Below are 25,954 nucleotides of genomic sequence, written 5' to 3' on the forward strand. Positions count from 1 at the left end.
TTCCGAGGGCGGTTTGCTCTTTCAATTCAACCGGTCAATTCAACCGGGAGTGTCCGACCGAATGGGTCAGTTTTATTGACCCCCCGAGGCGGACCCCGTATAGTCGCTTCCGCCCGCGCCCGCCAGTCGGGCCGTGATCGCCTGGGGCGTCCGTAAGGTTTCCGGAAGGGGTTCCGGCAGACCTTGTGGACACGACAGCCCAGGTTGGACACGCCAGTCCAGGGGTGGGCCGTGACCGTTGAAGGGCGGCTCCCGAACCGCCACGGAACCGGACGTCAAGCGCCGGACACGGTGCGGAGCGGGGGACCTCCGGATCAGGGCCCGGCCCATGGTCCGGGGCCCTTCGGACCCGGCCAGACCTTTCCAGGTAGGCGCCGTATCGGCGGCCCTGGCGGGGTGTGGCCGAGAGGTGAAGAAGCCCGGTGACGACGGGGCGCGGCAGTGTAGCACAGGTCGGCCTATCATGTTCAAGCGCCTGAACGAAGACATCCGCACCATCCTCGACCACGACCCGGCGGCCCGGACGTGGCTCGAGGTGCTTTTGTGTTATCCCGGGTTGCACGCCATCATCTATCACCGTCTGGCCCATGGGCTGTGGCGGCGCGGTTTCCGGCTGGCCGCCCGCCTGGTGGCGCACATCGGCAAGATGCTGACCGCGGTCGAGATTCACCCGGCGGCGCGGGTCGGCCGGCGGGTCTTCATCGACCACGCCACCGGCGTGGTGATCGGCGAGACAGCCGTGGTGGGTGACGATGTCACCCTCTATCAGGGGGTCACCCTGGGTGGCACCTCGCTCGACAAGGGCAAGCGCCACCCGACCCTTGAGAACGGGGTGATCGTCGGCTCCGGGGCGCAGATCCTGGGCCCGCACGTGATCGGCGAGGGGGCCCGGGTGGGCGCCAACGCGGTGGTCCTGGCCGATGTGCCGGCGGGCATGACGGTGGTCGGCATCCCGGCCCGGGTGGTCATGCGCAAGAAGGCCAGCGACGAGGACTTCTGCGCCTATGGCACGCCGGTGGAGGGGATCAAGGACCCGGTGGCCCGCACCGTGCGCACCCTGCACCATCAGATGCGCGAGATGCTGGAACGCATCGACCATCTGGAGTCGCGGCTTGCCACCTACGAGGACCCGGCCGCCAGGGCGGGCGACGAGGCCCCCCAGCGGCCCCGCCTGATGGCCACCGGAACCTCGGACGCCCCCCGCCACGCGGCGGGGGAACGATGAGATACGGCGTTCACGCAAACGGGGCCCAAGACCCCGACGTTCAGCAAAACGGGGCGGCAGACCCCGGAGAACACGAAACCACGCGGCTGCTTTCCATGGGCCGGGACGCACTGAAGGGATATCAATCAGCCACCCAACAGCCGGCTAGGGAGGAACTGCCGTGAGGTTGAGCACCAAGGGACGTTACGCGGTGATGGCCATGGCCGATCTGGCCCATGCCTCGGTCAATCGCCCGGTCGCCCTGGCCGACATTGCCCAGCGCCAGGAGATTTCGCTGTCCTACCTGGAACAACTGTTCGGCAAGCTGCGCAAGGGCGGGCTGGTGCGCAGTGTGCGCGGCCCCGGCGGCGGCTACCTGCTGTCGCGCGATGCCGGCGAGATGCGCATTTCCGACATCATCCTGGCGGTCGACGAACCGATCCAGACCACCCGCTGTTCCCCCGGCTCGCCGGCCGGCTGCCACAACAACAAGGGCCGCTGCCTGACCCACGACCTGTGGGAGGAGTTGGGCAATCAGATCTATCTCTATCTCAGCTCGGTCACCCTGGATGACGTGTGCAAGCGCAAGGTGCTGGGCACCAGCGGCATCGTCGATCACGCCCCCGGCGACGTGCCGGAAGGGCTGGGCGGCTGTGGCGGCGGCGTGGATGACGGCGCGGCGGTGAACTGAACCGGCCCGCCGGGGCGGGTTCCCGATGGGGGGCTCAGCCGCCGCGCAGGGTTCGGGTGGCGCTGTCGCGGTCGAACAGATAAAGCAGTACCCGCAAGGCCTTGCCGCGCGGTCCTTCAAGCTGTGGGTCAACTTCCACCAGATAGCTGGCCTCGCGCCGGGCCTGATCGAGCAGGGCGGTGTCCCGGCCCAGGTCGGCCAGCCGGAAGGCCGGCAGGCCGCTCTGGCGGGTGCCCAGCACCTCGCCGCCGCCGCGCAGGGCAAGGTCGGTTTCGGCGATCTCGAAGCCGTCGTCGCTGCGGCGCAGGGTTTCCAGACGCACCCGGCCGCTGTCGGTCAGGCTGTCGCCGTAGACCAGAAGGCAGGTGGCGGCCCGCTTGCCGCGCCCGACCCGGCCGCGCAACTGGTGCAACTGGGCCAGCCCGAAGCGCTCCGCCTGCTCGACCACCATCACCGTGGCGGTGGGCACGTTGACCCCGACCTCGATCACCGTGGTGGCGACCAGCACGTCGAGTCCGTCGCCGGCGAAGTCGGCCATCACCCGGTCCTTGTCCTCGCCCTTCATCTGGCCGTGGACCAGCCCGACCCGAAGCCCGCTGCGCGCCTTGAGGTCGGCCGCCCGCTGCTCGACGGCGGCGGTGCCGGAAAGCCCGTCGCCGTCGATCGCCGGACACACCCAATAGACCTTGTCGCCGCGATTGACCGCCCGGCCGATGGCGGCGACCACCTCGCCCAGGCGGCGGGCGCCGATGATCCGGGTATCCACCTTCTGGCGCCCGGGCGGCTTCTCGTCGAGTCTTGAAACATCCATGTCGCCGTAGGCGGTCAGGGTCAGGGTGCGCGGGATGGGGGTGGCGGTCATCACCAGCACGTCGGGATGATGGCCGCTGGCCGCCGTCCCCTTGGCCGACAACTGAACCCGTTGATGGACCCCGAAGCGGTGCTGCTCGTCGATCACCGCCAACCCCAGGTCGCGGAAGGTGACCCCGGGCTGGAACAGGGCGTGGGTGCCCAGGATGATGTCGATGTCGCCGGCCGCCAGGGCGGCCAGGGTGGCCTCGCGGTCGGCCGCCGTGGCCCGCCCGGTGAGCAGCCCCAGACGCACCCCGGCCGCCTTGGCCAGCGGCTCCAGGGTGGCCAGATGCTGGCGGGCCAGGATCTCGGTCGGCGCCATCAGGGCGCCCTGGGTGCCGCAGGCCACCGCCCGCACCAGGGCCAGGAAGGCGACCACCGTCTTGCCGCTGCCCACGTCGCCCTGAAGCAGGCGCAACATGCGCTCCGGGCTGGCCATGTCGGCGGCGATCTCGGCACCCACCCGCTGCTGGGCCGAGGTCAGCGGGAAGGGCAGGGCGGCCAGCACCTTGTCCACCGCCGCGTCGCCGCCCGCGAGGGCGCGCCCGGCCCGGCGGCGCAGGTTGCGCCGGACCAGCATCAGGGCCAGTTGGTTGGCCAGAAGCTCGTCATAGGCCAGCCGCTGGCGGGCCGGGGTGGTGGGCTCCAGGTCTTCGGGCACGACCGGGGCATGGACCGCCCGCACCGCCGCCTCCCAGGCCGGCCAGCCGAGGCGTTCCCGGCTTGTCGGATCGAGCCACTCGGGCAGCTCCGGGCAGCGTTTCAGGGCCCCGGCCAGGGCCTTGCCCAGCACTTTCGGGGTAATTCCACCGCCCAGGCCATAGATCGGCTCGATGCGGCGCACGCTGTCGGCCTGGTCGGGCGCCACGATGTGGTCGGGGTGGGTCATCTGGGCCCGCCCCTGATAGACATCGACCCGCCCGCTGACCACCACCTGGCGGCCCACCGGCAGGGTCTCGGTGATCCATTTGCGCGACGCCCGGAAGAACACCAGATCGAGGCTCGCGGTGTCGTCGGCCACCTTCACCCGCCACGGGCTGCGCGGGCTGTTGGGGGCCGGCGAATGATGGCTTTCCACCTTCACCTCGACGGTCACCACGGTCCCCGGCACGGCGTCGGTCAGGGCCGGCGACAGGCGCCGGTCGACCACCCCGTGCGGCAGGTGCCACAGAAGGTCGCGCACCGTCTCCCCGGTCAGACGGACAAAGGCCGGCTTCAGGCGTGGCCCCACCCCGGGCAGGGAGTCGATGGGGGCGAACAGGGGGTTGAGGACCTCGGGGCGCATGGATGGGGAACCGGGCGTGTGATCGGGGCTGGCCTGGAGGCGCTCCAGGTTTTATATCTCAGCGCCCCGGGGCCGGCCAGCCGCCCCCGCACCTCTTTATCCAACCGCCACTGCCCGATGCCCGACGCCGATCCCGACACCCGCCGCCGCCGTCTGCGTTACCGCGCCCTGCACCGGGGCAGCCGCGAGGCCGACCTGCTGATCGGCGGCTTCGTCACCGCCCACCTGGACAGCCTCGGCGCGGCCGAACTGGACACGCTGGAAACCCTGCTCGACGAGCTGGACGCCGACATCCTGGACTGGGTGCTCGGCCACCGCTCGCCGCCGGCCCATCTGGACACCCCCCTGTTCGCCCGCCTGAAGGCGCATCGGGTGACCCGGTGAGCGGTCTTGACGCCGCCCATCTGCTGAGCCGCGCCGCCGCCCCCGGGCGGCAGACCCTGGCCGGATTGCCGGTCGGGCATGACGTGGCGGTGCTCGCCGCCCTGGCCCGCGCCGCGAAGGCGGGCCAGGACATCCTGGTGCTGGTGCGCGATGACGTGCGTCTGGCGGCGCTCTCCGACGGGTTGGCGGTGGTCGCCCCGGAGGTCCCGGTGCTGCCCTTCCCGGCCTGGGACTGCCTGCCCTACGACCGCGCCGGGCCGCATCCGGAGATCGTCGCCAGCCGGCTCGACACCCTGGCCCGGCTGGCCCGCCCGGCCGGCGACGGCCCGGCCCGGCTGGTCATCGCCACCGTCAACGCGGCCCTGCAACGGGTGCCGCGCCGCGACCTGATGGCCACCCTGGGGCAGGTGCTGAAGGTGGGCGACACGGTGGCGGTGGACGATCTGCTGGCCCGTCTGACCGATGCCGGCTATCTGCGCACCGATCAGGTCATGGAGCCGGGCGAGGTGGCGGTGCGCGGCGGCCTGATCGACCTTTTCCCGCCCGGTGCGGAAAGCCCGGTGCGGCTCGACCTGTTCGGCGACGAGATCGAAAGCATCCGCCGCTTCGACGCCGTCTCCCAGCGGACCAGCGGCAAGCTCACGGAAATCCACCTCGGCCCGTCCAGCGAGGTGATGCTCGACAAGGCGGCGATATCGCGCTTCCGCTCGGCCTACCGCGAGCTGTTCGGCGGCGCCCTGGCCGGCGATCCGCTCTACGAGGCGCTGAGCGAAGGGGCCCGCCCGCCCGGCCTGGAACACTGGCTGCCGCTGTTTCACGACGGCCTCGACACCCTGTTCGACTATGTGCCACCAGAGCGCCCGGTGATCCTCGACCATCAGGCCGAGGAGGTGCGCGACAGCCGTCTGGAGCAGATCGCCGAGTATCATCAGGCCCGGCTCGACGCCCTGGCCCAGAAGCTGGACCCGGAGCGCCCCTACCGCCCGGTACCGCCGGACCGCCTGTTCCTCGATGCCGCCGAATGGAACCGGGTGCTGGCCACCCGGCCGGTACTGATCGCCTCGCCCTTCGGGGCCACCGACCTGGGCGACGCGGCGCTGGATGCCGGCGGCCGCCCGGGGCGCGACTTCGCCGACATCCGGGCGCGGCCCGACGACAACCTGTTCGAGGCGGTGCTCGACCACCTGAAGCGGCTGGGCCGCGATGGGTATGCGGTGGTCCTGACCGCCGCCAGCAAGCCGGGGCGCCATCGTCTGGCCACCCTGCTGGCCGACCACGGGGCCGAGGCGGCGCCCAAGGTGGACGATTGGCCGGCCGCCCTGGTTGCCGCCGAGGATGGGGCCTGGCCGGTGGTGGTGGCGCCTTTCGCCCGGGGCTTCGTGGCCCACGGGCTGGCCGTCATCACCGAGCAGGACATCCTGGGCGACCGGCTGGCCCGCCAGCCGCGCCGCAAGCGCCAGGCCGAGCGCTTCATCGCCGATGTCTCGACCCTCTCGGAAGGCGATCTGGTGGTCCATGTGGATCATGGCATCGGCTGCTACGAAGGGCTGGAGACGGTGCGCGCCGGCGGCGCGCCGCACGATTGTCTGCGCCTGCGCTACGACGGCGGGGACAAGCTGTTCGTGCCGGTGGAGAACATCGAGACCTTGTCGCGCTACGGCTCCGAACAGGCCGGGGCGCAGCTCGACAAGCTGGGCGGGGTGGCCTGGCAGGCCCGCAAGGCGCGCCTCAAGCAGCGCATCCGCGAGATGGCCGACGAGCTGATCCGCATCGCCGCCGCCCGCCATCTGCGCCCGGGGCAGCGCCTCAGCCCGCCGGAGGGACTGTACGAGGAATTCGCCGCCCGCTTCCCGTTCGAGGAAACCGACGATCAGTTGAAGGCCATTTCCGATACCTTGTCGGACATGGCCTCGGGCCAGCCCATGGACCGCCTGATCTGCGGCGACGTCGGCTTCGGCAAGACCGAGGTCGCCCTGCGCGCCGCCTTCGTGGCCGCCTTCTCGGGGGCCCAGGTGGCGGTGGTGGTGCCGACCACGCTGCTCGCCCGGCAGCATTTCCGCACCTTCCAGGAGCGCTTCGCCGGCCTGCCGGTGAGGGTGGCCCAGGTGTCGCGCATGGTCGGCGCGCGCGAGGTGAAGAAGGTCAAGGAGGGGCTGGCCGAGGGGACCATCGACATCGTCATCGGCACCCACGCCCTGCTCGCCGACAGCGTGCGCTTCAAGCGCCTGGGACTGGTGGTGGTCGACGAGGAGCAGCACTTCGGCGTCGCCCACAAGGAGCGCCTGAAGCGCCTGAAGGCCGACCTGCACGTGCTCACCCTGACCGCCACCCCCATTCCCCGCACCCTGCAAATGGCCCTGACCGGGGTGCGCGAGCTGTCGATCATCGCCACCCCGCCGGTCGATCGGCTGGCGGTGCGCACCTTCATCTCGCCGTTCGATCCGGTGGTGGTGCGCGAGGCCATCCTGCGCGAGCGCAACCGGAGCGGCCAGACTTTCGTCGTCTGCCCGCGGGTCGCCGACATCCCCAAGGTGGCCGAGCGGCTGGAAAAGCTGATCCCCGAGGTGCGCCTTGCCATCGCCCACGGCCAGTTGACGCCAAGCCGTCTGGAAACCGTCATGGCCGCCTTCACCGAGGGCGAGGCCGACGTGTTGCTGGCCACCAACATCATCGAGTCGGGCCTGGACATGCCTGGGGTGAACACCATCCTGGTCTACCGCGCCGATATGTTCGGGCTGGCCCAGCTTTACCAGTTGCGGGGCCGGGTGGGGCGTGGCAAGGCGCGCGGCTACGCCTATCTGACCGTGCCCCCGGACCGCAAGCTGAGCGGCACCGCCGAGCGCCGGCTTCAGGTGATGCAGACCCTGGACAGCCTGGGCGCCGGCTTCTCGCTGGCCAGCCACGATCTGGACATCCGGGGCGCCGGCAACCTTCTGGGCGACGAGCAGTCCGGCCACATCAAGGAGGTCGGCATCGAGCTTTACCAGCACCTGCTGGAAGAGGCGGTGGCCGCCGCCCGCCGGGGCGAGGGCATGGAGGTGGAGGAGGAGACCTTCTCGCCGCAGATCGGCCTGGGGGCGCCGGTGCTGATTCCGGAAACCTACGTGCCCGACCTGTCGCTGCGGCTGTCCCTGTACCGCCGGCTGGCCGACCTCACCGAGGAGGCGGAAATCGAGGACCTTGCCGGCGAGTTGGAAGATCGCTTCGGCCCCCGGCCGCCGGAGGTCGACAACCTGCTGGCCGTGGTTGGCCTGAAGGCCCTGTGCCGCAAGGCCAACGTGGAGAAGGTCGAGGCCGGGCCCAAGGGCGCCGTGCTGACCTTCCGCGAGCGGCGCTTCCCCAACCCGGCCGGGCTGGTCGCCTACATCTCGCAGCAGGCGGGCAGCGTGAAGGTGCGGCCCGACCATTCCCTGGTGGTGATGCGCCTGTGGGAAAGCCCGGCCGACCGCCTGGCCGGCGCCCGCCGGGTGCTGGAAACCCTGGCCCGCGTGGCCGCGGAGGGCTGAGCCAAAGGGGCGCTGCCCCTTTGAACCCCGCTGGGGGACCCAGGGGGTCCCCCAGACCCCCGCCATGAGTCAAAACCACCCGGAGGGGGGCAAGCCCCCCTCCGGGTGGTTTTAAGTCGTGGAGGGGTCCGGGGAAGCCCTGCTTCCCCGGCGGGGGTCAAGGGGGCGGCGCCCCCTTGCCAGCCCTACCGCTGGCCACTGGCCGGGGTGTAGACCGGGGTGCCGACCAGTTGGCGCGAGGACACGTAGGGGTCCGGCCGTTCGAAGCAGGTGACGTCGCCGAGCGATCGGTAGCAGTACATTTCCTGCGGCGGCGGCGGGGTGTAGCGGTCGTGCTCGATGCAGTAGGGCCCGCCGTAGTAGGCGCGCACGGTCGAGCAGTCCTTGCCCCGGTAGAACGACATGGCGTGGTCGCCCATGGTCTTGTCGGTGTTGATCAGCGACACCGTGTCCCAGGCCAGCAGGGTGGGTGTCATGCCACCATCGACGCAACCGGCCAGCGGCGTCATCAGGGCCAGGGCGCAGGCGATCCGGGGCAACAGGGACGGCGGGGACATGGAGGGCATCCGCAAGGCAGGGGAAGGGCCGGCAGTCCGGGTCAGGCTGATCATCGCCGGCGGCGGTAAACAAACGCTTACCAATCCAGGCGGGCCAATCCAGGCGGGTGCACGGCTTGACGGGCCGGTTCGCGGCCCCGACCTATAGTCATCCGCTTGCCGACCGGCGAGCCTTCCGTTGCCTCTTGCGAAGGAGAACCCGAATGGCGGTCGAAACCCCGATCTGCGACTTCGGCTGGCCGGCGCCGGATTTCTCGTTGCCCGGTGTCGATGGCGAAACCCACACCCTTCAGTCGGTGCGCGGCAGCCGTGGCACCCTGATCGTCTTCATCTGCAACCACTGCCCCTACGTGAAGGCGGTGATCGACCGGCTGGTGCGCGACGCCGGGGAGTTGCAGGAGCTGGGCATCGGGGTGGCGGCGATCAGCGCCAACGATGTGGACCAGTACCCGGAAGATTCCTTCGACAACATGAAGGAATTCGCCCGCCAGCGCGGCTTCACCTTCCCCTATCTGTACGACGCGACGCAGCAGGTGGCGCGCGCCTACGGGGCCGTCTGCACGCCCGATTTCTTCGGCTTCGACAAGGACCTGGGGCTCCAGTACCGGGGCCGCCTGGATGCCTCGCGCAAGGAGGCCGGGCCGCCCGACCTCAGGCGCGAGTTGTTCGAGGCCATGCAGCAGGTGGCGGAAACCGGCGAGGGGCCGCCCGATCAGGTGGCTTCCATGGGCTGTTCCATCAAGTGGAAGGCGGCCTGAAGATACGGCCATGGCGGCCGCTGCCGCAAATTACCTTGGGCAGGGCGGCTGCCGCCGCAAATCACCTTGAGCATGGCGGCTGCCGCCGCACATTGCCTTGCCCGGGCGGCGACGATATGGTGAGGCCCGGATTTCCCACGCCCCGCAAGGAGCCCCCGCCCGTGAGCAAAGCGCCGAAAGGCAAGGCCGCGAAAAACGCCCCGCCGGCCCCCGCCGACGATCCCCGTGACGCCGCCCAGGAAGCCCTGTTCCGCGAGGTCGACGAGGACCTGCGGCACGACCAACTGCACCGCCTGTGGCAGCGCTACGGCCGCCATGCCATTGGCGCGGCGGTGCTGCTGGTGGTCGGGGTGGCCGGCTGGCAGGGCTATTCGGCCTACGAGCGCAACCAGGCCATCGCCCAGGCCGAGGCCTACGAGGCCGGGCTCGAGGCGCTGCCCGGCGACCCGGCCCTGGCGGCGACCCGCTTCGCCGAATTGGAGGGGCAGGGCGGTTCGGGCTATCCCGAACTGGCTGACCTGCAACGCGCGGCGGCGCTGATCGAGGCCGGCGACCGGCAGGCCGCCCTCGGCGTCTACCGCGATCTGGCCGACGACGATGCGGCCGATCCGGCGCTGCGCGATCTGGCCCAGGTGCTGCTGGTCCTGCATCAGGTGGACGATGGCCCGCCGGAGGCCCTCTCGGCCCAGCTCGACCCCCTGACCGACCCGGCCGGCGCGTGGCGCCACAGCGCGCTGGAACTTCAGGCCCTGCTCAAGCTGAAAGCCGGAGAGCCCGAGGAAGCGGCCCGCCGCTTCGCCGATCTGACCCGCGACAGCGAAACCCCGAGCGGCGTGCGCGAGCGGGCCCGGGCCCTGCTCGATGCCCTGGGCGGCGACCCCGATGCCGGCGCCACGCCGGCCGGGGACGACGCCCCGGCCGACCAGGGGTAGGGCCGATGGCTGGCTTGCACCTTTCCAACTTGCGCGTGCTGCCGCTGCTCGCCCTGTTGCTGCTCGGTGGCTGCGAGAGTCTGGGCATCGATGATTGGCTGGGCGGCGACGAGGCGCCACCGCTGCCCGGCAAGCGCATCTCGGTGCTGGCCCATGAGCAACAGTTGAATCCCGCCGCCTCGGCCGACGAGCCGATCCTGCTGCCGCCGCCCGAGCCCAACGGGACGTGGCCGCAGGCCGGCGGGCTGGCCCATCACGCCATGCATCACATGGTTTTGCCGGATCAGCTCCACGAAGCATGGTCGCGCGACATCGGCGAGGGCAGCGGCAAGCGCGAGCGCCTGCTCGCCCAACCGGTGGTGGCCGACGGCCGGGTCTTCGCCATCGACGCCGAGGCAGTGGTCAGCGCCTATGACACCGCCTCCGGCGAGCGGCTGTGGGAAGTCGATCTGCCCGACGAGTACGAGGAAGACGGCGCCGTTCTGGGTGGCGGTCTGGCCTACGAGAATGGCCGCCTGTTCGTCACCACCGGCTTTGCGGCGGTGATGGCGCTGGACGCCGCCACCGGCCAGGGGCTGTGGAAGCAGACCGTGGGCGCACCCATGCGCGCCGCGCCAACGGTCAACGGCGGCCGCCTGTTCCTGTTGACGGTGGACAACAAGACCCTGGCCCTGGCGGCCAGCGACGGCCGCCTGTTGTGGACCCACGCCGGGCCGCCGGAAGGCACCGCCTTCCTGGGCGGCGCCGCGCCGGCGGTCGATGCCGGGGTGGTGGTCTCGGCCTACTCGACCGGCGAGTTGGTCGCCCTTCGGGTCGATACCGGGGCCGAGCTGTGGTCCGATCAGGTGGTCGCCCTCAGGCGCACCGACGCCGCGGCCAGTCTGGCCGACATCGCCGCCTGGCCGGTGATCGACCAGGGCAAGGTCTTCGCGGTTGGCCATTCGGGGCTGATGGTGGCCATCGATCTGCGCACCGGGCGCCGCCTGTGGGAGGTCGAGGTGGCTGGCCTGCAGCCCCCCTGGGTGGCCGGCAACTACCTGTTCGTGCTGACCATCGAGGCGGAACTGGTGGCCATCGACGGGCGCGACGGCCGGGTGCTGTGGATCCGCCCCTTGCAGCAGTGGGACGACCCCGAGGACCGCACCGGACGGCTGGTCTGGTCGGGGCCGCTGCTGGGGGGTGATCGCCTGATCGTCGCCGCCTCGCACGGCTGGGCCTATGCGGTTTCACCCTACACCGGGGCCCTTTTGGGGCGCCAGAAGATGCCGGCCGGGGTGACCATTCCCCCGGCAGTGGCCGGCGGCACCTTGTACTTCCTGACCGACGACGCCGACCTCGTCGCCTATCGCTGAGCGTGGCGTCATGACCCTGACCGTGGCCATCATTGGCCGCCCCAATGTGGGCAAATCGACCCTCTTCAACCGGCTGGCCGGGCGCCGGCTGGCCATCGTTCATGACCTGCCCGGGGTCACCCGCGACATCCGCGAGGCGCCGGCCAGTCTGGCCGGGGTGCCCTTCCGGCTGCTCGACACGGCCGGCCTGGAGGATGCCAGCGACGACAGCCTGCCCGGGCGCATGCGCCGCCAGACCGAGGCCGCCCTGGCCGGCTGCGACGTCGCCCTGATGCTGATCGACGCCCGCGCCGGGGTGACGCCGCTCGACGCCCAGTTCGCCGACCTTCTGCGCAAGGGGCCGACGCCGGTCATCCTGGTCGCCAACAAGTGCGAGGGCAACGCCGGGCGGCCGGGCCTTTATGAGTCCTATTCCATGGGCCTCGGCGACCCGGTCCCCGTCTCGGCCGAGCACGGCGAGGGACTGGGCGACCTGTTCGACGCCTTGAGGCCCCACTTCGAGGCCGCCGGGGTGCTCGATGCCGACGGCCGCCTGACCGAGGCCGCCGAGAGCATCACCGCCGAGGCAGCCGGCGATCTCGACCCGGAATGGGACGAGGAGGAACTGGAAAGCCTCGAGGTCGATCTCGAGGAAGACGAAATCGCCCCGGTGATCGACCCCGAACGGCCGATCCAGTTGGCCATCGTCGGGCGCCCCAACACCGGCAAGTCGACCCTGGTCAACAGCCTGCTTGGCCGCGAGCGCATGCTGACCGGGCCCGAGGCCGGGGTGACCCGGGACGCCATCGAGGTCGACTGGAGCTTCGAGGGACGCCGCTTCCGGCTGGTCGACACCGCCGGGCTGCGCCGCAAGGCGCGCATCGAGGACCCGGTCGAGAAGCTCTCCGCCGCCGACACCCTGAACGCCATCCGTCTGGCCGAGGTGGTGGTGCTTCTGCTCGACGGCTCGCAAGGGGTGGGCGGGGTGCTCGACAAGCAGGAGCTGACCATCGCCCGCCGGGTCATCGAGGAAGGCCGGGCCCTGGTCATCGCGGTCAACAAGTGGGACATCGCCGATGATCGGGAAACCGTCCTCCGGCGCCTGTCCGACCGTCTGGAAACCTCGCTGACCCAGGTCAAGGGCATCCCCACGGTCAGTGTCTCGGCGCTCACCGGCAAGGGGCTGGACAAGCTGATGCGCCGGGTGCTGGACATCCATGCCCAGTGGAACCGCCGCCTGCCCACGGGGCGCCTGAACCGCTGGCTGGAGGGCATGTTGTCGCACCATCCGCCGCCCATGGGGCGGCTCGGGCGCCGGGTGCGGCTGCGCTTCATCACCCAGCCCAAGGCGCGCCCGCCCACCTTCGCCCTGTTCACCTCGCGGCCCGAGGACCTACCCGATTCCTACAGCCGCTTCCTGATCAACGGCCTGCGCGAGGATTTCGGGCTGGTCGGCGTGCCCATCCGGCTGTGGCTGCGCCGCCGTCGCAACCCCTACGCGGACGGCGGACGGTGAGGCGACGGCTGCGCGCCCTGGCCCTGGTGGCGCTGCCGGCCCTCATGCTGGCCGCATCGCCGCTGTTGGCCGAGGCGCCGAGCTATCCCCTCTACACCCCCAAGCGCGGCATCAAGGGCAGCGACGACCGCCTGATGCTGGAGGCCGCCGACTACCCGTTCAGCGCCATCGGGCGGGTCAACAACAGCCAGGGGTCCCACTGCACCGGCGCCCTGATCGGCCCGGCCACCGTGCTGACCGCGGCCCACTGCGTCTACAACACGCGCACCCGCGACTGGATGCCGGCCGAGGCCCTGAAGTTCGTCGCCGGCTACCAGCGCGGGGAATGGCTGACCTTCAGCCCGGCCACCAGGGTCACGGTGGCCCCCGACTACCGGCCGCCCGACCCGGCCGGGCCGCCGCGCGGGGTGGACAACAGCGCGCATGACTGGGCGGTGCTGACCCTGGCCGAGCCGATCGGCCAGCAGGTCGGCTGGCTGGGCGTGCTGGCCCTTAAGGCCACCACCAACTTCGCCCAGCCGCCGGTGATGGTCCAGGTGGGCTACAGCGCCGACCGCCGACACGTGCAGACGGCCCATGTCGGCTGCCCGGTGGACGGTTTCATCAAGGAAGGTCTGCTGATCCATCAGTGCGACGCCACCCGGGGCGATTCCGGCTCGCCGATCCTGGTCTGGAACGGCCAGGGGCCGCAGGTGGCGGCAATCCATGTCAGTACCTTGCGCTGGCACGACGACTCGGGCGGTGGGGTGCGCGGCGGGGCCGTCCCTGGCAGCCGCTTCTTCGCCGCCGCCCGTAAGGCCGGGGCCACCGAGCGCGGCGATCAGGCCGGCGGGCGGGCGCCCGAGGCGACCATCCGCCAGTGGCTGACGGAACTGGGCTACGCCCCCGGCCCGATGGGAGACTCGGAAAGTCTGGCGCGGGAGGTCAGCCGCTTCGCCGGCCGGCACCCGGGGGCCACCACCACCCCCTCGGCGACCCTGCTCGGGCCGCTGGCCCGGGCCCTGGCCAAGGCGCGGGACGACGACTGAGCGGGGGCTCAACGAGCCGGCTGACGCACCCCGGCGGCCTTGTTGAGGCGGCGGATGAGCAGCCCCAGGCCGGGCAGACGGCCGTGGAAATGCTGGCTGGCGTCCCAGTGGTCGATGTGGGCGGTGACCTGCCCCTGATCGTTCAGGTGAACCTCGCTCATGCCGGTGATGGCCCAGTGGCCGAGCACCGGAATGCGCCCCTCGAAGGTCCAGCGGATCAGGCCCAGATCGCCATCCAGCGCCTTGTGGGTGACCGTGAAGCGCGGCTCGCGCACGGTCTTCAGGGTGTGCGCGACCAGGGCCCGCAGGGCCGCCTTGCCCCTGAGGTCGTTGAACGGATCGACGAAGCGCACATCGTCGCTGACCAGCGCGTCGGCCCCCTCGGGCGCGACCTCGGGGAAGCGGGTGAAGAAGGCGCACCAGGCCTCGAGGCCGGCGCGGCGGCGCGCCTCGGCGCTGTCGGGTTGGCTCATCTTTTCACGATTCCCTTGCGGACCAGGAACAGGAACCAGCGCCGGGGCAGCACCTGGGCGATGGCGAAGACGGCCAGCATGGGCCACGGGAAGACGATCTCGAAGCGCCCCTTGTCCAAGCCGTCGACGATGTGCCGCGCCGCCGCCTCGGCCTCGATCAGGAAGGGCATGGGGAAGTCGTTGCGGTCGGTCAGCGGCGTCTTCACGAAACCCGGGTTGATCACCGACAGGCCGACCCCATCGGCCGCCAGCTCCGGGGCGAGGCTTTCGGCGAGCGCGATCACGGCGGCCTTGCTGGGGGCGTAGGCGGCCGCCGTGGGCAGGCCGCGATAGCCGGCCACCGAGGCGACCAGCCCGATGCGTCCCCGTCCGCGCTTGCGCATGGCGGCCATCACCGGGGCCAGCGAGTTGGCCGTGCCTTGGTAGTTGAGGCCCATCACCCGGGCCGCCACGGCGGGGTCGTAGTCGGCGGCGCCCATCGGCTGGTGGGTGCCGGCGTTGAGGATGGCCAGCTCGATCGGGCCGTGCGCCTCCTCGATGCCGGCCACTGCCCGGGCGCAGGCCTCGGGGTCGGTGACGTCGAGCCGCCAGGGCACCACGTTCGGGGTCTCGGCGGCCAGTTTTTCGAGCCCCTCGGCGCCGCGTGCCGAGGCGATCACGGTCCAGCCCTGGGCGGCCAGCCGTCGGGCGACGGCGCGGCCGATGCCGGTGCTGGCGCCGGTGATCCAGGCCAGGGAGGGGCGGTGTTGGGTCAAGGTCGGGCCTCCGGGGGTTCGGGGGGCAGGGGGGGATCAGGGGGCAGGGTGGCCAGACTGTCCGGGCGACAGGACTGGCAGACATAGTCGATGCGCGAGCCGTCGCGGGCCGAGAAGCTCATGCCCAGCCAGCGACCGGCCCGGTCGTAGAACACCTTGGCGGCGAAATCGCCCTCGTAGCGCCATGCCTCGGCGGGGCAGGTGGTGCCACCACAGGGGACGCTGGCCTCGCCGAGGCGGGTCAGGGTGATCTCGGCGCGCTTGCCGTTCAGGGTGTTGATCAGCGCCGGCGGGGAGTCGGCGACCACCTGGGGGTTCCAGTGGTTGGTCGGATAGGCCGGGTCGCCGGCCCGCCAGACGCCGTTCGGGCCGCGCACCTCCAGTTGGCCGTCGCTGTCGCGGCGGGCCTCCACCTGGCGGAGGTCGCCGTCGTCGTCGGTGCGGCTCATCATCTCGATCAACTGGCCGTCGCGCCACAGGGCGTTGGACACATACTGGAAGCGGTACAGGGTCAGGCCGAACACCCCGACGTCGATGTCGGTTTCCGCCTTTACCCGAAGGCCGCCATCCTCGACCCGGCTGAAGTGAACCACATGGCGGCCGATGGGGGTTCCTTCGCGCACCACCTGATAGACGGCGCGATCACCATAGGTGCCCAGCGGATCGCGGGCGGCGGCCAGTTGCGGCTCGGCGGCGGCGGGCAAGGCGGGCAGCAGAAGGGCGGCCGCCAGAAGGATCGGGATGGGGCGCATGGTGGTGTCGGCTCCGTTGGAAGACGGGCGAGAGGTGGGGCTTGTGAGCGTATACGCAAGGGGGCGGGCGGTGGATCATCTCCCGAGTCGACCGCCCGGCGGAGCGGCCCGCCGGCGCGCCAGACCACATCGGCGGCATTTTCTGCACATCATATGGGCAATCTGCGCAATCTCATTTCAGATGCCAATTTTCAGGGCAGGTATGTTTCGGTTGGCGTTGCCGGCACCGATCCCCTGTCCTACCTTAGCGGGGTGGCCGCCCGTGAGCGGATCGTGCCAAACCTGGAAATCGCGCCGCGTTTCAGACTTGGCAGGTCAGGCCGTTCCACCCGAAATGGGTGGGTCAAGGGCGGGAAACCGGGACCCATGACGTGGTTCGATTGATCGCCCCCGGCTTTGCGGCCGTGCCGAAATCATCCACTGGCCCTGCTTGAACGGCATTCCGAATATGGATCAGAAGACCCCCGACAGTCGGCCCCAGTTGCCCAGGTCGTCCAATTTGCCCAGGTCGTCCAATTTGCCCAGGTCGTCCAATTTGTCCAGTTCATCCGGTTCACCCAGTGCTCCCATGACGCTGGCCGCCGACAGTCATGAAATGACCTCCGCGCCGCTGATCTGCATCTACGAGATCAGCAAGATCCTGACCTCGTCGCGCAGCCTGGATGCCTCGCTGCACGACGTGCTGAACCTGTTGTCGTCGTACCTCGAGATGCGGCGCGGCACCGTGGTGCTGGCGGCGGAAGGGGGCGACGCGCCCCGGGTGGTGGCGGTCTCCGGCCTGTCCATGGAGGCGGTCGGGCGCGGCGAGTTGCGCTATCCGCTGGAGGCGGCGCGCCAGGTGATCGATCAGGCGTTGCCCATGGTGGTGCCCGACATCGCCCAGGACCCCATGTTCGAGGGCAGCGACCTGGCCCTGGGCGTGCTCGACGAGGAAGAGGCCATGGCCTTCCTGGCCGTGCCCCTGAAGGCGGCCGAGAAGACCCTGGGCTGCCTGTCGGTGGCCCGCACGCGCCGCCCCGGCGGGCGCTACCGCTTTGGCAGCGACCTGCAGTTCCTCAGCATGGTCGGCAACCTGATCAGCCAGGCCCTGCATCTGCACCAGCGCATCGCCGAGGACCGCAAGGCCCTGATGGCCGAAACGGCGCGCCGCGAGAAGACCCTGAAGGCCCGGGCCAGCCGGCCGGTCGATGCGGTTCCGGCGCCCGAGGAGATCATCGGCCAGAGCCCGGCCATGGTCGAGGTGATGGGGCAGGTGGCCGAGGTGGCCGGCACCGCCACCACCGTCCTGATCCGTGGCGAAAGCGGCACCGGCAAGGAGCTGATCGCACGCGCCATCCACAACCAGAGCCCCCGGGTCGGGCGGCCCTTCATCCGCGTCAACTGCGCCGCGCTGCCCGAGACGCTGCTGGAAAGCGAGCTGTTCGGCCACGAGAAGGGCGCCTTCACCGGCGCCACCCAGGAGCGCAAGGGGCGTTTCGAGCAGGCCCACGGCGGCACCCTGTTCCTCGACGAGATCGGCGAGATCACCCCGGCCTTCCAGGCCAAGCTTCTGCGCGTGCTGCAGGAGCGGGAGTTCGAGCGGGTCGGTGGCAACAAGACCCTGAAGGTGGACGTGCGTCTGGTCTGCGCCACCAACCGCAACCTGGAAGAAGCGGTGGCCGAGGGCTCGTTCCGGGCTGACCTCTACTACCGCATCAACGTCATTCCCATCTTCATGCCGGCCCTGCGCGACCGGGGCGGCGACATCCGCCTGATCGCCCGCGCCCTGCTCGAACGCTTCAATGTCGAGAACGGGGAATCCCTGGCTTTCGGCGAGGATGCCCTGAGCACCCTGGAGCGCTGCTACTTCCCGGGCAACGTGCGCGAGCTGGAAAACTGTGTGCACCGGGTGGCCACCCTGGCCAAGGGCGAGACCATCGGGGCCGAGGATCTGGCCTGCACCAGCGGGGCCTGCCTGTCCTCCATGCTGTGGCCCCGTCTGCCCGAGGGGCCGGCCGACCTGCTTCCCCAGCCGACCTGCCCATCACCCTGCCAGTCGGCTGCCCACCCGCCTTCCCATCCGCCCTCCCACCCGACCCCCCACCCGACCCCCCACTCGGGAGCACCGATGGCCCCGCCGGCCATGCCCCGCCAGCCCAAGCAGGTGGGGCCGACAACTCCGGCCGCCGATCCGGCGGTGGAAAGCGGCGCGGCGCTCGATCCGGACAGCCGCGAGGGCCTGATTGCCGCCATGGAGCGGGCCGGCTGGGTGCAGGCCAAGGCAGCCCGCCTGCTTGGCCTGACGCCGCGCCAGATCGGATACGCCCTGCGCAAGCACAACATCGAGATCAAGCGGCTGTAGTCCAGCGACGGCCGGCTGCCTCCTGTCGGACGGCAACTGTCGGACGACAACTGGCGGCCGACAACTGGCGCCCGACAACGGAGGCCCGCGGCTGTGGGAATATGTCGGGAAGCGACCATGGGTGTCGGGGATGCGACATCGCAAATGGGCGACAAGCTGTTGAAATAGAAAGTTTTTAAATCTGGCACGGGGCTTGCTGATTGGTCGGGGACCCTTCCTCGATGGCCCAGGGAGTTGCCCCGTGTCCGACATCTCGCCCCGCCGCCTGTCGCTGGCCAGCCTGACCACGTCGGCCAAGGCGCGTCCCAGCCAGCCCAGCAACCCGGAAACCCGGGATCACCCCTGCTACAGTGCCGAGGCGCACCACCACTTCGCCCGCCTGCATCTGGCCGTGGCGCCGGGGTGCAACATCCAGTGCAACTACTGCAACCGCAAATACGACTGCGCCAACGAAAGCCGCCCCGGCGTGGTCTCCGAACGCCTGACCCCGGAGCAGGGTCTGCGCAAGGCGGTGGCGGTGGCCAACCGGGTGCCGGAACTGTCGGTGCTCGGCATCGCCGGGCCGGGCGACGCCCTGCACGACTGGCGGCGCACCTTCCGCACCCTGGAGCTGATCAGGCAGGAGCTGCCCCATCTCACCCTGTGTCTGGCCACCAACGGCCTCAGCCTGCCGGATCATGTGGACGGGCTGATCGAGCTGGGGGTCAAGCACGTCACCATCACCATCAACGCCATCGACCCCGAGGTGGGCGCCGCCATCCACCCCTGGGTGGCCTTCGGCGGACGCCGCCACAGCGGGCGGGCCGGGGCCGAGATCCTGATCGAGCGCCAGTTGGCCGGGCTTGATGCCCTGGTTGCCCAGGGGGCGCTGGTCAAGGTCAACTCGGTGCTGGTGCCGGGGATCAACGATCAGCACCTGAGCGCCGTCAACGCCGAGGTGCGCGGGCGCGGCGCCTTCCTGCACAACGTCATGCCGCTGATCAGCGACCCGGCCCATGGCACCCACTTCGGGCTGACCGGCCAGCGCGGCCCGACCAACGCCGAGTTGGCCGAGGTGCGCGATCGTCTGGGCGAGGACGCCCGGCTGATGCGCCATTGCCGCCAGTGCCGGGCCGACGCGGTGGGCCGTCTGGGCGAGGACCGGGGGGCCGAGTTCGCCCTCGACAGCCTGCCCGAGACGCCGGAAACCTTCGACCCGTCGCCGGCCGAGGCGTACCGCGCGGTGGTCGCCGAGGAGCGCGCCGAGCAGAGCGCCGCCGCCGCCGATGCCGACCGCCAGGTGGCCAAGGTGGCTGCCCTGGCCGACGGCGTGCCGCGCACGGTGGCCGTCTGCACGCGCGGCGGCGGGCGGGTCAACCAGCACTTCGGTCACGCCCGCGAGTTCCACATCTACCGCGTCGACGGCGACGGGGTGCGCTTCAAGGGCCTGACCCGGGCCGACAACTACTGCCTGGGCGGCTCCGGCGACGGCGACGCCTGGCCGGGGATTCTCGGTGCCCTTCAGGGGGTGGACGTGGTGCTGTGCGGGCGGATCGGTGAGCGGCCGCGCGCCGTGCTGGCCGAAAACGGCATTGCCGCCGACGACAGCCGGGCCTATCACCACATCGAGGCGGCCATCACCGCCTGGTATGTGGAGCAGGCCGAAGCCCTGTCCTCCCAGGCCGTCCGTCCGGCCTGATCCTGTCCCATCCAAGCTAACGGAGAGCGAAGCCCATCATGGCCTATCAGATCCTGGTTGACGAGTGCACCGTCTGCGGTGCCTGCGAGTTCGAATGCCCCAACGGCGCCATCTCGATGAAGGGCGACAGCTACGTCATCGACGCCGCGGCTTGCAACGAGTGCGAGGGCGTCTCCGACGTGCCGCAGTGCGAAACCGCCTGCCCGGTGCCCGGCGTCATCGTCCCCGCCTGAGTGATCGGAAACCCCACCCCATGGACGACATCGAAATCTACCAGCCGCCGGCCTTCGAGTACGGGACCCGGGTGCGGGCCCTGACCCAGATCCGCAACGACGGCACCTTTCCCGGTGCTGATCGCGGGCAGGTGCTGGTCGAGGCCGGCGAGGAAGGGTACGTGCGTTCGCTCGGCACCTTCCTGCAGACGGCCTATGTCTATGGGGTGGACTTCATCGACAGCGGCCGGGTGGTCGGCATGCGGGCCCACGAACTGGCCGCCGTCGACCCCGCCCAACCCGAGGAGACCCCCGCTTCATGAAAGTGACCCTGCGCAAGACTGCCAAGGGCTATGAGATCTACGTCCCCAAGAAGGACCTGGAAGAGCCCGTGGTGGCCATGGAAAACGAGGCGCCGTGGGGCGGTTGGATCGAGATCGGCAACGGCTGGCGCTTCCAGATGCCCGAGATGCCGGCCGACACCCCGCTGCCGCTGACCGTCGAGGCCCGCCGCCTGAGCGCCGACTGAACGCCGACTGGAAACCTCGCGCCAAGGCCGGGAGCCTGGCCCCCTGACCTGTTACGGCCGACGTGATCGCACGTCGGCCGTATGTGCTTTGGCCGCCGCCAAAAAAGGCCGGCCAGATTGGTGGGGGCCAGTTCGTCGAAGCCGGCTCCCCCCAAGGGTCGCCATCACCGCGATCATGGGAAAGCCCATCGTCCTGGCAAACGCACGCGTCAAGGCCGGGCGTGCCTGGATGCCAAGACACGCTTGATCAACACGGATAATCTAGCCTGGAAGACCATCCAGTTTCGGAATGTCTTCCAGGCCCTCGTACCACGCCGCTCTGCTTGCAAAACAGATATGCGCGCTTGGTGGGGTGTCGATCACCCCATCAATACTCCCGGCCGGGACGACCAGCAGGCTGCCTTCTGATTGAACACTCGGAAGAGCGGACCCGCATTTTATGCAAAAGCTTTTCTGGTGTCGGGTCTCCGGAAGCCGATAGGTCTGGATACTGTCAATGCCAGACAGCCAATCAACCGTGGCTGTCGATGAAAACAAATTTGCCGCATGCGCGGACCCCGTGTCTTTTCGACAGCGCTTGCAGTGGCAAAGAAAAAACCCCTCAAAATCACCTGAGATCTGAAATTTAACGGTGCCACATAAACAGGAACCGGATGTGATTGGGGTCATGACGGCATGCTCATGATTTTTTGGATGCGGAATCGTGATGGTGATTGGCGCCTGCCAGAACAATGGGTCCCGAGCTTAATAGTCATAGCTCCAGTTGATGCCCACCTCACCGCTGGCGTCGGCGCCGGCCTTGGTCTCCACCGACAGGGTGTCGGTCAACTCGACCTCCACGGTGGCCTCGCTGCTCGTGGCGTCGGCTCCCTGGGCGACCCCCACATAGACGCTGTCCGACAGGTAGGTGCCGGCCTCCACGGTGGGGCCGTCGGCGCCGCCGCCGACCGACAGGCGGTCCAGGCCCAGCGCTCCCCTCAGGCCGCCGATCACATCCAGGCCGCCGCCGGTGCCGTCGTCGGTCAGCTCCGAAATGGCGGTCGCCACCTGGATCGCCTCGGCCTGCGACAACTGGCTGACTTTCTTGCCGAACAGGATGCGCGCCAGCACCTCGTCCTGGGGCAGGGGCGGGTTGGCGGTCAGCGCCAGATCGAAGTCCGAGGCCGGGCCGGAGACCGCCACGATGCCGGTGAAACTGCCCGCCGGATGCTCGGCCCGCACGTCGAGCAGCGGGTCGATGGGCTGGCCGCCGTGGAACTCGATCAACCCCTTGGCCAGCTCGAAGCGTTTGCCGGCCAGCACGAACTCGCCGCGCACCACGTTGATGGCGCCGGTCACCCGGGGTGCGGCGGCGCTGCCGGTGACGTGCAGGTCGCCGGCCCATTCCGACTCCAGCCCCCGCCCGCGCACCATGATCCGGCGCGGCAGGTGGACCCGCACATCGAGCCCGATGCCCGGGTCCTGGCTGGCGGCGGCCGTCCGCGCCGGGGCGCTGTCGCGGCGGTCCGGGTGGTTGACCTCGATCACGTCCAGCTCTGGCGGGCTGCCGGCCGGCGGGGCGATCAGCCGCACCTCGACCGGGGTGACGGTCAGATCGCCGGTCACCTGACCATCGGTGGGGGCCCCCCCGAAGGCCACATGGCCGGCCACGGTGGCCTCGATCTCGTCGCGGCGGATCAGGGTGGCCTGATCCAGGGTGACCTTGGCATCGATGGCCGGCGCGCCGCCCTCGGGCAGATCGACCCGGCCGGTCAGGGCCAGGCGACCATCGCCGCCATCCTGGGCGTTGCCCTCCAGGGTGAACTGGCGGCCGGCGCGGGCGGCCAGGGTGAAGGCGCCGTTGGTCAGCACGGTGCCGGTCATCAGGTTCTCGTAGGCGAACTCGCTCAGCGTCACCTGCCCCGAGGGGCGCGGTTGGCCGACCGAGCCATCCACCGACAGGTTCACATCAACCGCGCCGGACATCCGGTGCTCGGGCAGCGGGACCAGGGCGGTCAGCGCCTGAAGGGGGCCCTGCCAACGGGCGGTGGCGGCCAGCGGCCCGTCGCCCGGCACCGAAAGGGCCGGGGCGCGGCCGCTCAGCGGCAGGGCAAAGGTGGCGGCCAGCGGTTCCTCGCCCAGGCCGCCGAGATCGGCCCGCCCGGACAGGCGCTGCCCGTTCCAGGTGGCCTCGCCGGTCAGGCCCAGGCTGGGGCTGTTGTCGATCTCGGCCAGGGTGACGCTGTCGGCGGAAATGCTGGCCCGGGCGCTTGTGGGTTCCACGTGGGCCTGGGCGTTGAGGGTGCCGCCGGCCAGCCGGTTGAGGCCGGCCAGCCGGTCGACCCAGGCCAGATCGAGGCCGGACAGGGCCACATCGGCCCGCGTTTCCTGGTCGCCGAGCGCGGCATCCAGGGTCAGGCGGGCCGGGCCCAGGCCCAGGTCGAGGCCGCTGACCGTGGTTTCGCCGCCATCCAGGGTCACCGTCGCCGGGCCGTTCAGGGCCAGCGCCGCCTGGGCCAGATCGCCGGAAAGGTCGGACAGCACGAGGCGGGTCGGCGGGCCGGCCAACTCGGCCCGACCCCCGGCCTTCAGGCTGGCCAGCCGGCGGCCGTCGGCGGCCACGTCGGTCAGCCCCAGGGTCCAGGCCAGATCGGCCAGACTGCCGCTGGCCCCGGCGCGGACCGCCTGCCAGCCCACCCCCGGGCCTTGGCCGGGCCCCAGGGCCAGCTCGGCGTTCAGGCTGGGGGTGGCGAACAGGCTGGCGGCCCGGGCGTCGAGGCGCAGGTCGTTCACGCTCACCCCATCGTCGGGCAGGGCGAGGTCGCCGGCCAGGGTCAGTTCGGCGGTCTGGCCGTTGTCCGGCGACAGGGTGAGGTCGAGATCGAGGCGGCCACCGCCCCGGCGGCCGGCCAGCGGCGCCAGGGCGGCCATGTCGAGGCCCCCGTCGAGGCGGCCGGAAAGGCGCGGCCCGGACAGGTCGGCGGCCACGTTCCCGGCCAGACGACTGCCGGCGCCTTCAAGGATGAAGTCATTCATGTCAAGCTTCTGGCCAGCGAACCTTATGTCGCTCGACAGGTTGACCGCTTGCCCCCGGGGCGCCGCGCGGGCTTCCAGCCGGGCCTCGATGGCGGCGCCGAGGACCGCCGACAGGTCAAGTCGGGGATCGCCCAGCGGCGTCCCGGCCAGGGCCACCCGCTGGCCGCTCAGGTTGGCGGCGATGGCCGGTTCGGCCAGCGGCCCCTGGGCCATCAGGTCGAGGCCAAGGGCGCCGGCCATCTCCATCCCCAGGCCGGGGCCGAGCGGGGCGAGGGCGGGAATCTTGAGCCCGAGCGCCCCATCAACTCGGGAAAAGCCATTGTCCAGGGTCACCGCCCCGTGGCCGGAGAGCCCGGCGGCGGCCAGTTTCAGGCCCTCCAGGCGGGCCGTTCCGGTGGCAAGGTCGGCGCTCACCCGGCTGGTCAGGTGGGGGGTCGGGCCGAGCAGTGCCGGGCCCGGGGCGGGCAGGCCGCGCACCCCCTGGCCCCACAGGGTGAGGTCGGCCGTGGCCCCCTCCAGGCTGGCCTCAAGGTGCGACAGGTCGGCGTCCAGCCGGCCGGCCAGGGGCAGCCCGGTCAGCCCTTTCAGGGCCGCCAGATCGACCACCGCCGCGCCCAGACGGCCGCGCGCCGTCAGGCTGGCGAGGTCCACCTCGAGGTGGCCGCCAGCGGCCACGGCGCCGCTGCCGATCCTGAGATTGTCCACGGTCAGGCCCTGGGCGGCGTCATCGAGGGCGAGGTCGGCGGTCAGGGCGGTTTGCGGGCCGAGCAGGCCGTCCAGCGAGGGCAGGCCGTGCGGTCCCTGGGCCCTCAAGTCCAGGGCGCCGGCCAGCAACGGTCCGCCGCCGCTGTTCAGGGTGCCGTCGAAGGCCAGGTGCAGCGGCCCGGCGCCGATGCCGCCGCCGGCCGCCCGGGCGGCGCCGAGGTTCACGGACAGCGGGGCCCCCTGGGCCGGGTCGCCGGACAACCCGGCCTCCAGCACCACTTGGCGCAGCTCCACGGCATCCCCCAGGCCCAGCGGGGCGGCGTCGGCCAGTCGGGCGCCGAGACGGGCCGACAGGCCGCCGCCCTCGGCCAGCGCGGCATCGGCATCGACCGCCAGTCCGTCGCCGGCCACGGCCAGCGAGGCCAAAAGGTCGCCGCCGGCCAGCCCCGCCGACAGCCCCAGATCGATGGGGTTGGCGAGCAGCGGCGGACCGAGGGCGGCCAGTTCCGGTCCCGGAACGATACGCCCATCAAGGCCGATCTCGGGCCCCTCGGCCCAGGCGGCGGAGAGGTCGGCGGCCAGGGCGGCAAAGCCCTCCGCCGAGGCTTCCAGGCGCCCCCGCCAGTCGGCCGCCGGGCCGCTGCCCTTCAGCGACAGGGCCAGCGCCGGGGCGCCGGGCAGGCCGGACAGCCGCGCCGCCAGACCGCCGGCCGGGCCGCTGAAGGCCAGATCAAGGTCGAGCCGGCTGGCGTCGGCCGGCAGGGCCAGATCGGCGCTCAGCGAATCCCCCGGGGCGTCGGTGCGCCGGACCATCAGATGACCGCGCAGCACGCCGGCGCCGTCCACGCTCAGGTGCCCCTCGGCGCCCAGGACGAGGGCCAGCCCGGCCACCGCCTCGCCCAGTTCCAGACGGTCGATGGCCAGCCTGTCCAGGCGCAGGGTGAGGGGCGGCGGTGACGGCGGGCCGGCCGGCAGGTCGACCGGCTCGGGCTCGGCCGACGGCGGCGCCGGCGCGAAGGCGGGCAGGCGGTGCAGGCGCGGCTGGTCGGCGGCCAGGGTGGCCACATGCAGGCGGCCGCCGAGCAGGGCCAGCGGTCGCCAGGCCAGGGTCAGGCCGTCGGCCTCGAACCACGGGCCGTCGGCATCGGCCAGGGCGATGTCGCGCAGGGTGAAATCGATCGGCAGCAGGCCGTCCACGGCGCCGATGCGAATGGACGACAGGGCCGGATCGTCGACCGCCGCCACCACCTGGTCCATCACCCAGTCGCGCCCGGCCCGGGTGTTGAGGCCGGCCATGACCAGGACGAGGATGAGCACCAGCAGGCCAGCCAGCCCGGCCACGGCGACGCCGCCGGCGAGCAGCAGGCGCCGTCCCCGGCGCTCGGCCTTCAGCGGCGCCAGTTTTTTCAGCCCTTCCAGGCTGCGCAGGAAATTTGGCGGCGAGGCCATG

The 25,954-nt window shown here is 71.0% G+C and carries 21 protein-coding genes; 14 read left to right on the top strand and 7 right to left on the bottom strand.

The annotated features are described in order from the left end of the window. The first annotated feature begins 463 nt into the window (after positions 1-463). Complete coding sequence (cysE, locus tag BLR95_RS05760; RefSeq protein ID WP_176787660.1) at positions 464-1,225, top strand: serine O-acetyltransferase; 762 nt, start codon at positions 464-466, stop codon at positions 1,223-1,225. Positions 1,226-1,385: 160 nt separating this feature from the next. After that, complete coding sequence (locus BLR95_RS05765) at positions 1,386-1,895, top strand: Rrf2 family transcriptional regulator (RefSeq protein WP_092616821.1); 510 nt, start codon at positions 1,386-1,388, stop codon at positions 1,893-1,895. Positions 1,896-1,929: 34 nt separating this feature from the next. On the opposite strand, the gene recG is transcribed toward BLR95_RS05765, so the two are convergent. Beyond that, positions 1,930-4,032, bottom strand: a complete 2,103-nt coding sequence (gene recG, locus BLR95_RS05770; RefSeq protein ID WP_092616823.1) for an ATP-dependent DNA helicase RecG — start codon at positions 4,030-4,032, stop codon at positions 1,930-1,932. Positions 4,033-4,149: 117 nt separating this feature from the next. Here recG and BLR95_RS05775 point away from each other — a divergent pair, with 117 nt between their 5' ends. Then, on the top strand, positions 4,150-4,416 hold the full coding sequence (locus tag BLR95_RS05775; RefSeq protein WP_092616825.1) for an FAD assembly factor SdhE: 267 nt from the start codon (positions 4,150-4,152) through the stop codon (positions 4,414-4,416). Beyond that, positions 4,413-7,922 carry a transcription-repair coupling factor gene (gene mfd, locus BLR95_RS05780; protein ID WP_245689290.1) on the top strand — a complete coding sequence of 1,170 codons (3,510 nt, stop codon included), beginning with the start codon at positions 4,413-4,415 and terminating at the stop codon, positions 7,920-7,922. Before BLR95_RS05775 ends, mfd begins: the two co-directional genes overlap by 4 nt. 185 nt (positions 7,923-8,107) lie before the next feature. Here mfd and BLR95_RS05785 read toward each other — a convergent pair whose 3' ends face one another. Further along, positions 8,108-8,479 (bottom strand): hypothetical protein, encoded by a 372-nt coding sequence (locus tag BLR95_RS05785; RefSeq protein ID WP_092616827.1) that lies wholly within the window; start codon positions 8,477-8,479, stop codon positions 8,108-8,110. Between the two features lie 203 nt (positions 8,480-8,682). Between BLR95_RS05785 and BLR95_RS05790 the strand changes: the two genes are divergently transcribed. The 5 genes from BLR95_RS05790 (at position 8,683) to BLR95_RS05810 (ending at position 14,044) form a co-directional block, all read left to right on the top strand. Further along, complete coding sequence (locus BLR95_RS05790; protein WP_092616829.1) at positions 8,683-9,237, top strand: thioredoxin family protein; 555 nt, start codon at positions 8,683-8,685, stop codon at positions 9,235-9,237. Between the two features lie 161 nt (positions 9,238-9,398). After that, complete coding sequence (locus BLR95_RS05795; protein WP_176787662.1) at positions 9,399-10,169, top strand: tetratricopeptide repeat protein; 771 nt, start codon at positions 9,399-9,401, stop codon at positions 10,167-10,169. A 5-nt stretch (positions 10,170-10,174) separates the two neighbouring features. Further along, a complete protein-coding gene (locus tag BLR95_RS05800; protein WP_092616833.1) occupies positions 10,175-11,521 on the top strand; it encodes an outer membrane protein assembly factor BamB family protein in 1,347 nt (448 codons plus the stop codon). Positions 11,522-11,531: 10 nt separating this feature from the next. After that, the gene (gene der / locus BLR95_RS05805; protein ID WP_092616835.1) at positions 11,532-13,016 is read left to right on the top strand and encodes a ribosome biogenesis GTPase Der; all 1,485 of its coding nucleotides are present in this window, start codon (positions 11,532-11,534) and stop codon (positions 13,014-13,016) included. Continuing rightward, positions 13,013-14,044 (top strand): trypsin-like serine peptidase, encoded by a 1,032-nt coding sequence (locus BLR95_RS05810; protein ID WP_092616837.1) that lies wholly within the window; start codon positions 13,013-13,015, stop codon positions 14,042-14,044. Before der ends, BLR95_RS05810 begins: the two co-directional genes overlap by 4 nt. A gap of 8 nt (positions 14,045-14,052) precedes the next feature. Here the strand turns inward: BLR95_RS05810 and BLR95_RS05815 are convergent, their stop codons facing one another. The 3 genes from BLR95_RS05815 to BLR95_RS05825 are packed head-to-tail and all read right to left on the bottom strand — an operon-like array spanning position 14,053 to position 16,024. Continuing rightward, positions 14,053-14,517 (bottom strand): nuclear transport factor 2 family protein, encoded by a 465-nt coding sequence (locus BLR95_RS05815; RefSeq protein WP_092616839.1) that lies wholly within the window; start codon positions 14,515-14,517, stop codon positions 14,053-14,055. Continuing rightward, entirely contained in the window at positions 14,514-15,272 is a 759-nt protein-coding gene (locus BLR95_RS05820) for an SDR family NAD(P)-dependent oxidoreductase (RefSeq protein ID WP_092616841.1), read from the bottom strand. The genes BLR95_RS05815 and BLR95_RS05820 overlap by 4 nt, the downstream gene beginning before the upstream one ends. After that, the gene (locus BLR95_RS05825) at positions 15,269-16,024 is read right to left on the bottom strand and encodes a DUF6134 family protein (protein ID WP_092616843.1); all 756 of its coding nucleotides are present in this window, start codon (positions 16,022-16,024) and stop codon (positions 15,269-15,271) included. Before BLR95_RS05825 ends, BLR95_RS05820 begins: the two co-directional genes overlap by 4 nt. A 595-nt stretch (positions 16,025-16,619) precedes the next feature. Between BLR95_RS05825 and nifA the strand changes: the two genes are divergently transcribed. The 5 genes from nifA to nifT all read left to right on the top strand — a co-directional run bounded on the left by nifA (position 16,620) and on the right by nifT (position 20,784). Beyond that, a complete protein-coding gene (gene nifA, locus BLR95_RS05830; RefSeq protein ID WP_245689292.1) occupies positions 16,620-18,365 on the top strand; it encodes a nif-specific transcriptional activator NifA in 1,746 nt (581 codons plus the stop codon). Between the two features lie 241 nt (positions 18,366-18,606). Further along, positions 18,607-20,043 (top strand): nitrogenase cofactor biosynthesis protein NifB, encoded by a 1,437-nt coding sequence (nifB, locus tag BLR95_RS05835; protein ID WP_245689294.1) that lies wholly within the window; start codon positions 18,607-18,609, stop codon positions 20,041-20,043. Positions 20,044-20,081: 38 nt separating this feature from the next. After that, positions 20,082-20,276: a 4Fe-4S binding protein gene (locus BLR95_RS05840; protein ID WP_092616847.1), complete on the top strand. Its 195-nt coding sequence runs from the start codon at positions 20,082-20,084 to the stop codon at positions 20,274-20,276. 20 nt (positions 20,277-20,296) lie between these two features. Then, on the top strand, positions 20,297-20,578 hold the full coding sequence (locus BLR95_RS05845) for a nitrogen fixation protein NifZ (RefSeq protein WP_092616849.1): 282 nt from the start codon (positions 20,297-20,299) through the stop codon (positions 20,576-20,578). Continuing rightward, positions 20,575-20,784: a putative nitrogen fixation protein NifT gene (nifT, locus tag BLR95_RS05850; RefSeq protein WP_092616851.1), complete on the top strand. Its 210-nt coding sequence runs from the start codon at positions 20,575-20,577 to the stop codon at positions 20,782-20,784. The genes BLR95_RS05845 and nifT overlap by 4 nt, the downstream gene beginning before the upstream one ends. Before the next feature lie 261 nt (positions 20,785-21,045). Here the strand turns inward: nifT and BLR95_RS05855 are convergent, their stop codons facing one another. Together BLR95_RS05855 and BLR95_RS05860 are read right to left on the bottom strand one after the other, a co-directional pair. Then, entirely contained in the window at positions 21,046-21,453 is a 408-nt protein-coding gene (locus BLR95_RS05855) for a GFA family protein (protein WP_092616853.1), read from the bottom strand. 75 nt (positions 21,454-21,528) lie between these two features. Continuing rightward, positions 21,529-25,953 carry a translocation/assembly module TamB domain-containing protein gene (locus BLR95_RS05860; protein WP_092616855.1) on the bottom strand — a complete coding sequence of 1,475 codons (4,425 nt, stop codon included), beginning with the start codon at positions 25,951-25,953 and terminating at the stop codon, positions 21,529-21,531. Position 25,954 lies beyond the last annotated feature (1 nt).

The organism is Roseospirillum parvum (genome assembly GCF_900100455.1).
GTDB classification, from domain to species: Bacteria; Pseudomonadota; Alphaproteobacteria; order Rhodospirillales; family Rhodospirillaceae; genus Roseospirillum; species Roseospirillum parvum.